The organism is Plantactinospora sonchi, assembly GCF_036422035.1.
Taxonomy (GTDB): Bacteria; Actinomycetota; Actinomycetes; order Mycobacteriales; family Micromonosporaceae; genus Plantactinospora; species Plantactinospora sonchi.
The window spans coordinates 44,000-55,839 of the sequence record NZ_JAZGQK010000032.1 but is presented as its reverse complement, the minus strand read 5'-3'; the positions used below and the strand labels follow the sequence as shown (position 1 = coordinate 55,839).

At 69.1% G+C, this 11,840-nt stretch carries 9 protein-coding genes; 8 read left to right on the top strand and 1 reads right to left on the bottom strand.

The window, feature by feature from the left end; genetic code table 11:
• Positions 1–109: 109 nt before the first annotated feature.
• Positions 110–1,369 (bottom strand): Gfo/Idh/MocA family protein, encoded by a 1,260-nt coding sequence (locus V1633_RS30845; RefSeq protein ID WP_331217826.1) that lies wholly within the window; start codon positions 1,367–1,369, stop codon positions 110–112.
• Positions 1,370–1,450: 81 nt separating this feature from the next.
• Here V1633_RS30845 and V1633_RS30840 point away from each other — a divergent pair, with 81 nt between their 5' ends.
• From V1633_RS30840 to V1633_RS30805, 8 genes are all read left to right on the top strand, one after another.
• Entirely contained in the window at positions 1,451–2,617 is a 1,167-nt protein-coding gene (locus V1633_RS30840; RefSeq protein WP_331217825.1) for an ROK family transcriptional regulator, read from the top strand.
• A 126-nt stretch (positions 2,618–2,743) separates the two neighbouring features.
• The gene (locus V1633_RS30835) at positions 2,744–4,006 is read left to right on the top strand and encodes an ABC transporter substrate-binding protein (protein ID WP_331217824.1); all 1,263 of its coding nucleotides are present in this window, start codon (positions 2,744–2,746) and stop codon (positions 4,004–4,006) included.
• Positions 4,007–4,012: 6 nt separating this feature from the next.
• The gene (locus V1633_RS30830; protein WP_331217823.1) at positions 4,013–4,993 is read left to right on the top strand and encodes a carbohydrate ABC transporter permease; all 981 of its coding nucleotides are present in this window, start codon (positions 4,013–4,015) and stop codon (positions 4,991–4,993) included.
• Positions 4,986–5,831, top strand: a complete 846-nt coding sequence (locus V1633_RS30825; RefSeq protein ID WP_331217822.1) for a carbohydrate ABC transporter permease — start codon at positions 4,986–4,988, stop codon at positions 5,829–5,831. The genes V1633_RS30830 and V1633_RS30825 overlap by 8 nt, the downstream gene beginning before the upstream one ends.
• Positions 5,832–5,984: 153 nt before the next feature.
• Positions 5,985–8,024, top strand: coding sequence for a hypothetical protein (locus V1633_RS30820; RefSeq protein WP_331217821.1), 2,040 nt, complete (start codon positions 5,985–5,987; stop codon positions 8,022–8,024).
• A 71-nt stretch (positions 8,025–8,095) separates the two neighbouring features.
• Positions 8,096–9,838 (top strand): DUF4832 domain-containing protein, encoded by a 1,743-nt coding sequence (locus tag V1633_RS30815; protein WP_331217820.1) that lies wholly within the window; start codon positions 8,096–8,098, stop codon positions 9,836–9,838.
• The gene (locus V1633_RS30810) at positions 9,835–10,695 is read left to right on the top strand and encodes an SIS domain-containing protein (protein ID WP_331217819.1); all 861 of its coding nucleotides are present in this window, start codon (positions 9,835–9,837) and stop codon (positions 10,693–10,695) included. The genes V1633_RS30815 and V1633_RS30810 overlap by 4 nt, the downstream gene beginning before the upstream one ends.
• On the top strand, positions 10,692–11,603 hold the full coding sequence (locus V1633_RS30805; protein ID WP_331217818.1) for an ROK family protein: 912 nt from the start codon (positions 10,692–10,694) through the stop codon (positions 11,601–11,603). The genes V1633_RS30810 and V1633_RS30805 overlap by 4 nt, the downstream gene beginning before the upstream one ends.
• Positions 11,604–11,840 lie beyond the last annotated feature (237 nt).

Genomic DNA, 11,840 nt, shown 5'->3' with positions numbered 1-11,840 from the left:
GACGAGTTCTGGCGCGGTACAGGTCCAGCCAGCGTTCGGCCTCCTGTCAAGACCTGGATCGCGGACGGTGTGAGTATCGATGCAGACCCGACAACCGTGCGTACCTCGGCTAACCCGCTAGATGGACCACGTTGCCGGTGTTCCGGGCGTGTTCGGCGGCCCAGACGACGCGGTGGCTGAGCAGGCTGGAGGCTGCGTCGGAGGGGATGAGCGAGGAGTTGCCCTCGGCGACGGCAGCCAGGAAGGTGTCCGTCATGGCGGCGTCGCCGCCGTGGTGGCCTTCGGCGGCGGTGCTGCCGGCGCCGGCCCCGGTGTCGACGGTCCACCGACGGTCGGTGCGGAAGTCGGTGATGTGCAGCGCGCTGCTGTCGCCTTCGATGGAGCCGTGGGTGCCGAACAGGCGGGTGTGGCGTCCGCTCATCGGGGTGAAGGCGGTGAGGGTGAACGAGCAGGTCGCGCCGTCCGCGAAGGACATGGTGACCACCTGGTGGTCGACGACGTCGTTGGTGCTGGTGTAGACGCAGCGGCCGTACGGGCCGGTCCGCAGGGCCGCCTCGACCCCGGCCGGGGTGTGGTCGGTGGTGACCGCGGACAGCGGCCAGAACTCGCGCTCCGGGTCGCCGAGGCAGGAGAGGTAGAGGCGGGGGGCGGAGTACGGGCAGGACGCTTCGACCGGGCAGTTGAGGCAGGTGCTCGTGGCGCCCTCGGGTCGTTGGTCGGCACGGAAGTGGCTGAGTCCGCCGAACGAGCTGACCTGGGTCGGTGCGGAACCGAAGAGGTGGAGCAGCCAGTCGATGTCGTGGCAGGACTTGGTGAGCAGCAGCGGGCCGGAGGTGTGACTGTTGCTCCAGTTGCCGCGTACGAAGGAGTGCGCGTAATGCCACCAGCCGATCGGCTCGAGGTGCTGCACGCTGACGAGCCGGCCGATCACCCCATCGTCGAGTACTTCCTTGAGCGCCTTGGAGTAGGGCGTATACCGCATGACGTGGCAGACCGCGAAGATGACGTCGGCCTTCTCCACGGCGGCGGCGATGCGTACGGCCTCCGCTTCGGTGGTTGCCATCGGCTTCTCCAACAGGATGTGGTACCCGAGTTCGGCGAAGGCGATGGTCGGTTCGGTGTGCATCTGGTCCTGGGTGGCGATCACGACCGCGTCGCCGACCCGGCCGGCCGCTGCGAGGTCGCGCCAGTCCGCGTAGACGTGCTCCGGTGGCACGCCGAACTCGGCGGCGAACTGGGCACGACGGCTCGGGTCCGGTTCGGCCACGGCCGTCACCCGAGCCCTCCCGGACGCGACCGCGTGCCGGGCGTACCCGAGTCCTCGCAGCCCGGCGCCCGCCACGACCAGTCGTACCCGGTTTACAGTCATGTACGTGCCTTCCCTGGAGCTACTTATTAGACTCTCCATCATTAGTAGGTGTCTCAGTGGCGGACGTCAAGGGGTGGGCACGTGACCGGACCACTTGCCGGAGGGGACCTGTCGAGGTTGCGGCAGCTCAACACCCTCGCGGTGGTGCACGCTTTGCGCCAGCAGGCCCCGCGCACCCTGACCGAGGTGTCGCGGGCTGCCGGTCTGTCCCGCGCGGCCAGCGAGGAGGTCGTCCGCGAACTCGAAGCGCAGGGGTGGGTCGAGCAGGTCGACCCGGCCGCGGGTTCGATGGGGCGGCCGGCCCGGCGGTACCGGTTCCGCTCGGATGCCGGCTGGGTGCTCGGGGTCGACATCGGCGGACACACGGTCCGGGCGATGGTTGCCGACCTCGACGGTGAGATCCGGCACGCGTTGCGCCAACCGGTCTCGCCGGACGCCGGGCGGGTCGAGCGGCTGGCGGTGGTGGACAAGGTGGTCGCCGAATGCCTGGCCGGCTCCGGACGAACCGGGGCGGAGATGTGGGCCACGACGGTCGCCACGAGCGGTCTGACCGATGCGGCGGGACGGGTGGTGCTCTCGGTCGCGCTGCCCGAATGGACCGGTGTGCACCTGGCCGAGCACCTCAGCCGCCTGGTCGCGGGACCCGTGGTGGTGGAGAACGACAGCCGCCTCGCCGCCCTGGCGGAGACCTGGCGGGGTGTTGCCCGGTACGCGCAGAACGTCGTCTACCTCCTTGCCGGCCTGCGCACGGGCACCGGTCTGATCATCAACGGCCAGCTGCACCAGGGGTTCGCGGGTGCGGCGGGCGAGATCGGCGCGCTGCCGGAGATGGGCTGGATTCGCGCCCAGGAACACCTGCGTGTCTGGCCCGACGCGCCGGCCGGGACCGACCCGGAAGACGTGGCGGCGCTCGTCTTCGCCGCTGCCCGGGAGGGTGACCGCCGGGCGCTCGCCATGGTCCGGCGGTACGTCAAGGACCTGGCACTGGGTGCCTCGGCGCTGGTCCTCGCCCTCGACCCGCAGATGGTGGTCCTCGGCGGCGGCTTCTCCCGGTCGGCGGACGTGCTGCTGGAACCGCTGCGGCGGGAGCTGGACAAGCGGTGCATCCGGACCCCGGAGGTGCTCCAGTCGGCCCTTGCCGACGATGCCGTCGCCCTCGGCGCGGTCCGGCACGCCCTCGACCACCTGGAGCGGCACATCTTCGATCCGGGCAGCGGCCTGGCGGCGCCGGCCGCCCCGAAGCGCTGACCCCGCCGACGCCTCCGGCTTCCGGGCCGTGTCTTCACATTGTTGCGCCGGTCTTGACAGACTTATGAGGGAGAGTATTAATAGTGGGCGTGCTGTGACCTGAGTCTCCTGTCTGAAGGGACGCCCATGTTGAGACCCCTGCGGTTGGGACTGGCAGCGATGCTGGCTGCCGCACTCACCCTCTCCGTCGCGGCCTGCGGCGGCGACGAAGATCCTGCGGACGGCCCGGTGACGCTCTCCTACATGGTGTGGGACACCAATCAGGTGCCGGTGATGGAGGAACTCGCCGCGGCGTTCACCAAGGAGCACCCCACCGTCACGGTCGACGTGCAGATGACCCCCTGGGTCGACTACTGGACCAAGCTGCGGGCGGCGGTGAGCGGGGGAGCGGCCCCGGACGTGTTCTGGATGAACGGTCCCAACATCCAGCTCTACGCCGACAACAAGGTCATCATGCCGCTGTCGGACCGGGTCAACGACGCCGGAATCGACCTGGGCGTCTACCCCAAGGCGCTCGTCGACCTGCACAGCTTCGAGGGCAAGCTCTACGGCCTGCCCAAGGACTTCGACACCGTGGGGGTCTGGTACAACAAGGAGCTCTTCGACGCGGCCAAGGTCGCCTACCCCGCCGACGGCTGGACCTGGGCCGACTTCAAGGCGGCGGCCGCGAAGCTCACCAATCCCGCCAAGGGCGTGTACGCGGTCGGCGCCAGCGTCTCCTCCGGGCAGGAGTACTTCTACAACACCATCTACCAGGCCGGCGGCCAGGTCATCTCGCCCGACGGCAAGACCTCCGGCTACGACCAGCCCGCCACCATCGAGGGCCTGCGCTTCTGGACCGACCTGATCAAGGCCGGGCAGTCGCCCGATCTGAAGACGATGACCGACACCCAGCCGCTGCAGCTCTTCGAGTCCGGCAAGCTCGCCATGTACTGGGGCGGATCGTGGAACGTGTCGGAGTTCTCCAAGAACGAGTACACGAGGACCCGGGTCGACGTGGGCCCGCTGCCGGCCGGCGTCAAGAAGGCCACGATCATCCACGGTGTCTCCAACGTGGTCGCGGCGAAGACCAGTCACCCGGAGCAGGCGTGGGAGTTCGTACGGTTCCTTGGCTCCCAGCCGGCGGCCGAGATCCTCGGGCGCGGCGGACCGATCCCGGCGTACACCGGCACGCAGGCGGCGTGGGCCAGTGCCAACGCCCGGTTCAAGGTGCAGTACCTGCTCGACGCGGTGACGTACGCGGTGCCGTACCCGGTCTCCCGCAACACCGCCGCGTGGAACGAGGCCGAGGCCAAACACCTGAGCCAGGCGTACAGCGGTGAGGTCGACGTCGAGACTGCGGCCAGGGCGCTTGCCAAGGACATGAACGCCCTGCTGGCGAAGGAGTAGCCGGCCATGGTGCTCACCGAGCCGGGCGCCGTCCGGGCCGAGCCCGTCGTTCCGTCCGTACCCCCCGGTCCGACCCGGCGCCGCCGGCCCTGGCGGAACCAGCGCAGCGAGGCGCTCTGGGCGTACCTGCTCATCGCCCCCACGGGGTTGGGCCTGGCTGTCTTCTATCTCTGGCCGGTACTGCAGACGGCGTACTTCTCGTTCAGCGAGTGGGGGCCGTTCGGTGGGCACGAGTGGATCGGCCTGGACAACTACCGCACCCTCGTCCGCGACCCGGAGGCGCTGCGGGCGCTGGGCAACACGACGCTGTACACGGCGCTGGGCCTGGCGGGCATCCCGGTGGCCATCGTCTTCGCCGCACTGCTCAACCGGCGCCGACTGCGGGCGGTGTCCGTCTACCGGATGCTGTTCTTCCTGCCGATGGTGACGATGCCGGTGGCGGTCGCGATGGTCTGGCGGTGGCTCTACAACGGTGAGTACGGGCTGGTCAACCACGTCCTGTCGGTGGTGGGGATCGACGGTCCGCACTGGATCGCCGAACCGGCCACCGCCCTCTACGCCCTGGCCGCCGTCGGCATCTGGACCACCCTCGGCTACAACCTGGTGATCTTCCTCGCCGGCATGCAGTCGATCCCCCGGGAGTACTACGAGGCCGCCTCGATCGACGGTGCGGGGCCGCTCGTCCAGTTCCGCAGGATCACACTGCCACTGCTGTCGCCGTCCATCTTCTTCGTCTCGGTCCTGTCGGTCATCGGCTCGCTGCAGCTGTTCGACCTGGTGTACGTGATCGGCGGCAGTGGCCAGTCCGCACGCAACAACCCGGCGTACCCGCGCATCCAGACGGTGGTGGCGCTCTTCTACGAAAAGGCGTTCTCCAGCAACGACCGCGGCTACGCGGCGGCGATCGTGATGGGCCTGCTGCTGTTGATCGTCGCGCTGACGGCCGTGCAGTTCCGGCTTCAACGGAGGTGGGTCCACTATGGCTAGGACCACGACACGGGCTGGGTCCACGGCACGCCGCGGGCATCTCGGGACCCACGCGGTCCTCGCCGTCGGCACGACGTTGATGGTCGTCCCGTTCGCCTGGCAGTTCCTCACCTCACTGAAAACGCTTTCCAGCGCGACCCGGGTACCACCGACGATCGAACCGGACTGGCACTGGTCCAACTACCGGCGGGTGTTCGAGCTGCTGCCCTTCGGCGACCAGTTCCTCAACACCGTGCTCGTGGCGGTCGGGCGTACCGCCGGGCAGCTGCTGTTCTGCTCGATGGCGGCGTACGCCTTCGCCCGACTGCGATTTCCCGGCCGGAACCTGCTTTTCGGCATCTTCCTGTCCGTGCTCATGGTGCCGCCGCCCCTGTTCGTCATCCCCCAGTACGAGATCATGGCGAAGCTCGGCTGGCTCAACTCGCTCCAGGCGCTGATCGTGCCCGGCCTGTTCAGCGCCTTCGGGGTGTTCCTGCTGCGGCAGTTCTTCCTCGGCCTGCCCAGGGAACTCGACGAGGCGGCCCGGCTCGACGGCGCCTCACCACTGCGCATCTACTGGTCCGTGATGTTGCCACTGGCCAGGCCGGGCCTGCTGGCGCTCACCATCCTGGCTCTGCTCTGGTCCTGGAATGACCTCTTCTGGCCGCTGGTGGTCAACACCGATCCGGACAAGATGACCCTGTCCGCCGGACTGGCAGCCCTGCAGGGCCAGTTCCAGACCGACTACCCGGTGCTCATGGCCGGATCGCTACTCGCCTCCCTGCCGGTCATCGCGGTCTTCTTCGTGATGCAACGGCACTTCATCGAAGGAATCGCCCTCAGCGGCAACAAGGGCTGACGGCCCACCGCCGCAGAGAGGACCTCCAGCGACCGGGTCCGACGCAGACATGGCAGCGGTCGCTCGCGCCGGCACCCCACCGGGTGGTGTTACACGGCGCAGGCAGTGCACCCGAGTACACCACCACGGTCACCTGACTGAAGGGGAGAAGCCGTGTTCGGTAAAGCCATCCGCCTGCTCTGCGGGGCGGTCGTCCTGACCGCCGCCGCCATCGTCCTGCCCCACGCGCAGCCCGCGAACGCGGCCGCGTTCGAGATCGGCCGCACCCCGTTCTACGGCAAGGTGCCCACGCTCAACGAGAACAGCCGCACCGCGTTCTGGTACGGGCAACTCGACCAGGCCAAGACCAACCAACTCAAGGCGTACGACCTGGTCGTGCTCGAACCCACCCTGCGGGTGCTCAACCTGACCGCCGACCACTTCTACTTCGAGTCCGTCACCAGCGCACAGGTGCAGGAGATCAAGCGCGGGCTGGACGGTGTGCTCGGCAGCGCCGACGACGTCGTCGTGCTGGGCTACCTCTCGGTCGGGGAGATGCTGCCCACCATCATTCCCGGGCACAGCGGGCACATGACCATCCAGAAGGGCATCGAGCTCGGCCTCCTTCCAGCCGGCTACACCGGACCGTCGGGTCCGCTGCACGGGCCCAACCCGTGGAACTACGACGCCGCGGGTGGCTACCTGAACGTGGAGGGTGGCGCGACCCCGGACGGCACCTACGACGACGGCTATGCCGGCTACACCGGTCTGAACATCGCCGCCGGCTACTCCTCCTGGGGCAACCGGCTCACCTGGCGCAACCGCGGCGTCATGCCCTGGTACCTCGACCAGCAGGGCACCTGGGTCAGCGACAGCCGATACCTCTACGGCGGCTACTGGCGGGACGGTGACGGCAATGTCGACGTCAACCGCAACTACGGCGGCGGCTACATCAACGCCGGTGACCCGGCCTGGCAGCGGTTCGTCACGTACCAGGTCGACAAGATCGTCCACGACGGTGACTACGACGGCGTCTTCCTCGACACCGTCGACACGCCCGACCCGGTCGGAGGTGCCGGCCCGGGTGTCTCGTGGGGACCACGCGGCAACTTCGGCTTCACCGCCGGCGGCATGATCGACCTCGTCGAGAAGATCAAGGCCGTCGACCCGAGCAAGGTCGTCGCCGCCAACCGCGGCTACTGGTACTTCAACCCGGACGAGGGCACCTCGCGGTTCGCCGACCGCTACCGCCGCGCCATCAACGTCTTTGTCACCGAGTCCTGGTACTACAACACCTACATTCCCGGCTTCTACGACAGCAGCCCCGGTTACGAGAGCAACTGGAACACCAATCCCGCCTCAGCCGGCTACCGCCACCGGGACAACTTCGGCGGCTTCTGGAAGTCGTACATGAACGCCCAGGCCAACCAGGCCGACGGCTTCAACATCGCGATCATCGACTTCCGGGTGCCAGCCAGCGGCACACAGAAGTGGATGAACGAGGTGGTGGTCAACTCCGGCTACCTCGGCTACTCGGTCTCCGGCGCCAACCACTTCAACTCGGCGATCTACGACGACGCGAAGAACTGGCTCGACGCCAACGGACGCGCCGCGCCCAGCCAGGCCGGCGCCCACCCGACCAACCTGTTCGGCGGGTTCGTCGCCGACGGCAACACGGGGGAGTGGACGGCCGAGACACCGATCTACCAGGATCCGGCCGGCGCCAACGCCAAGGGCATCACCAAGGTGTACGCCCGGTTCGCCGGGGACCGGTTCTTCATGATGATCGAGGCGAAGCAGACGATCAGCCTGGCCCAGGAGATGATCTACTTCGACTACGACCGGGACGGCTCGTCCGGCTGGCAGCCCTTCTGGCCGACCTCCCCCGACGCCCGGGTCTACCTGGAGAACCTCAACCAGGCATACCTGCTGCCGCACCTGACCGGCCAGGCCGACGTGTTCCGGTTCAGCAGCCCCAGTTCGCCCGGCAACCGGGGCTGGCCGGTGCGGGTCGTGCAGTCCGGCACCCGTGTCGAGCTGGAATTCGACCGCGGGCACATCTTCCCGCCGTCGACGGCGGGCCGGGAGATCTGGACGTGGTTCCGGGTCGCCAACTTCGGTGGCCAGCCCGTGCGGTTCGTCGTTCCCGGCGGTACACCCGCCGTGCGGCCGGTCACCGGCAACGTTCCGGCCACGAACGTCCCGGCCACCTGAAGGACAGCTCCACCGACGAACGGCTCCCGGTCAGCCCGAACCCTTCCCCTCGTCACGCCTGAGAGAGAGCCATGTCCCGGATACGATTGATCGCCGCCGCCCTCGTCGGCGTGCTGGCCACGGTCACCCTCAACGTGATCCCGGCACACGCCGCGATCACCGGCCAGACGGCATCCAACACCGCCACCACCGTCACCTACCGATACCAGTACACCGGCGCACCCGCGTGGCGCCGCGTCTACGTGGACACCGACCGCAACGCGGCCACCGGGTTCGCCACCACCGGCGTCGGAGCGGACTACCTGCTGGAGAACGGCACCCTGTACCGTCACGCCGGCAGCGGCTGGAACTGGGCCGCGGTCACCGCCGTCACCCACACCACCGGCGGCGGCACCGCGAGCTGGACCGTCAACCGCGCCGACCTCGGCGAGACCGCGACACCCAACGACGCCGACCTGGTCTTCCAGACCGAGGCCCCACTGGACACCTCGGCCCGGTACACCCACGTCTACAGCGGCTCCGGCAACGGCGGCGGCACGGTGACGTACCAGCCGGACACCGCCGACATCGCCAACCCGGAGCGCGGCTTCTACCACCACACCGGCGACTGCGACGTCAACGACTTCAACCTCGCCACCCTGCAGGGCTACCGCACCAGCCAGCAGACCACGCTCGTGATGTGCGTGTTCTACCTCGCCGCGTTCAAGAACGCGCCGATCAGCGCGGCGGCACTCGCCCAGTTCCAGCAGCAGGCCGACACCGTGCGCGCCGCCGGACTGAAAATGATCCTGCGGTTCGCGTACACCACCTCCACCAGCGGCGACGATGCCCCGCTCAGCCGAGTGCTGTCCCACCTCGACCAGCTCGCGCCGTACCTCAACGCCAACAGCGACGTCATCCACGTCATGCAGGCCGGTTTCATCGGCGCATGGGGCGAGTGGTGGTACACGCAGAACTTCGGCAACGAGGGCAACGTGACGCAGGCCGACTGGGCCAATCGCAAGGCCGTGGTGGACAAGCTCCTCAGCGTGCTGCCGGCGAACCGCATGGTCCAACTGCGCACCCCCAAGTTCAAGCGCACGATGTACGGCACCGGTGCACTGACGTCCGGCCAGGCGTACAACGGCACCGCGCTCGCCCGCCTCGGTCACCACAACGACTGCTTTCTCGCCAGCCCGGACGATCTCGGCACCTACGAGAACATCGCGGTCGAGTACCCGTACCTGGCGGCCGAGACACAGTTCGTGCCCATGGGCGGCGAGACCTGCCAGCCCAACCCGCCGCGCTCACAGTGCCCGACCGCGCTGCAGGAACTCGGCCAGTTCCACTGGAACTACCTCAACGCCGACTACCGCGCGGAGGTGCTCAACGGCTGGACCAGCGGTGGTTGCATGACCGGTGTGCGCCGCAACCTCGGCCACCGGTTCACCCTCACCCAGGGCACGTACCCGGCCACCGCGACGGTCGGCGGCAGCCTGGCAGTCCAGTTCACCGTGCAGAACGCGGGCTGGGCCGCGCCGTTCAACCCGCGCGGTCTCACCCTCGTGCTGAGGAACACCGCGACGGGCGCCATCCACACGAGGGCGCTCAATGCCGACCCGCGTCGGTGGGCCGCAGGCACGTCCACCACGGTCAACCAGTCCGTGTCGCTGGCGGGCGTACCGTCGGGCACCTACCGGCTGCTGCTCAGCCTGCCCGACCCGCAGCCGAGGCTCGCCACCCGGCCCGAGTACGCCATCCGGCTGGCCAACACCAACGTGTGGGAGCCCAGCACCGGCTACAACGACCTGCTGCACTCGGTGGTCGTCCGATGAGCCACGTCAGGCAGGAGATCGCCAGCCAACCCGATTGCTGGCGGCGAGCCGTCGCGCTCGTCCCCGAGGTCGGCCACCTGCTCCCGGCACCGGGCCAGCGGAGCGCCGTCATCGGCTGCGGCACGTCCTGGTTCGTCGCCCAGGCCTACGCCCGACTGCGGGAAGCCGCCGGGCACGGCGAGACGGACGCGTTCACCGCGTCGGAGTTCCCCGCCGAGCGCGGCTACGACGCCGTCGTGGCGATCACCCGCTCGGGTACGACCACCGAGGTGTTGGACGCTGTCCGAGGCAATGCGGCCACGGTGATCGTCGCCGATCCGCAGACTCCGGCCGCCGACCTTGCGGCGGGCATGATCGCACTCCCGTGGGCTGATGAGCGGTCGATCGTGCAGACCCGCTTCGCGACCACCACGCTCGCGCTGCTCAGCGCACATGTCGGCGTACCACCCGACACGGTGGCGGCGGCGAACGCGGTGGTGGCCCCGCTGCCGCTCGACCCGTCCGCCGTGGAGCAGGTCAGTTTCCTGGGCGTCGGTTGGACGGTGGGACTGGCACACGAGGCGGCCCTCAAATGCCGGGAGGCGGCTGGGTTGTGGACCGAGTCCTATCCCGCGATGGAGTACCGGCACGGGCCTGTCGCGATCGCCGCCCCCCGCCGGGCGGTGTGGATGTTCGGGGAGCCGCCCGCCGGGCTTGCCGAGCAGATCGGCCGGACCGGCGCCACGTTCGTGAACACCGGACGCGACCCGTTCGCCGACCTGGTACTGGCGCAGCGCTTCGCGGTCGAGGCCGCCGCTCACCACGGCCTCGACCCCGACTCGCCACGCAACCTGACCCGCTCGGTGGTACTGCGGTGACCGATACCGGGGACGTGGTGGTGGCTGTGGACGTCGGCGGCACTCACATCAAGTGCGCGCTCGTCGACGCCCGCGGCGACCAGCGGCACCGCGAGCGGCACCCGACCGGTGCCGCGCGGGGACCGCAGGCCGTCGTCGCCACGATCCTCGACATCGTGCGTACGCTCGCCGACCGCGCCCGCGAGCAGGGACTGGTGCCCCGGGCGGTCGGTGTGGCGGTACCCGGCGTGGTGGACGAGGTTGAAGGGGTCGCGCAGTACGCCGCCAACCTGCCGCTGCGTGACGTACCCCTGCGGAAGCTGGTCGCCGAACACCTTGGGCTGCCCACCGTGCTCGGCCACGACGTGCGTGCCGGCGGTCTCGCCGAGGCTCGCCTCGGCGCCGGGCAGCACACGACCCACATGCTCTTCGTACCGATCGGCACCGGCATCGCCGCCGCGTACGTGACGGGTGGTGCGGTGCTGACCGGTGCCGGCGCGGCCGGTGAATTCGGGCATGTGGTCGTACGACCCGCTGGCCCACAATGCGCTTGTGGAGGGCGCGGCTGTCTGGAAGCGGTCGCGTCCGCCGCTGCTATCGCACGTCGGGCCGGGATGCCAGCGCCCGAGGTGGTGGCTCGGACGGCCGCCGGAGATCCCGCCGCAGCCGGTATCTGGCGTGACGCCGTTCGCGCGCTCGCCGACGGTTTGCTGACCGCCCAGGCGCTGCTCGATCCGGAGGCCATCGTCCTGGGAGGCGGACTCTCCCACGCGGGTGACGCCCTGCTCGGACCGGTACGGACCGAAGTCCTCGACCGACTGACCTTCCACCGCGAACCGCAGATCCTGCGCGCGTCATTCGGTGACGAAGCAGGCTGTCTCGGCGCGGGCCTCCTCGCCCTCGACCGCTGGCAGCTCCGCACAGAATGATCATCGTAGCTCGGCTGGGCCATGCTCGCCCCGTACGCCGAACATGTCATCGTGGGCGTCGACGAAATCGTGGCAAAGCCTCCGGCGATGCCCTGGGTGGAGGCGGGGGTGCTCTCCGCGACCGGACAAACGGCTCGTGTTGGCCGCCTACACCCAACTACGCCTCGCCCGAGGCGCCGTCGCTGATTTACGCCAGCCCTGGGAACGCCCCGCCCGCCCGAAAGACTCACTCCCGCC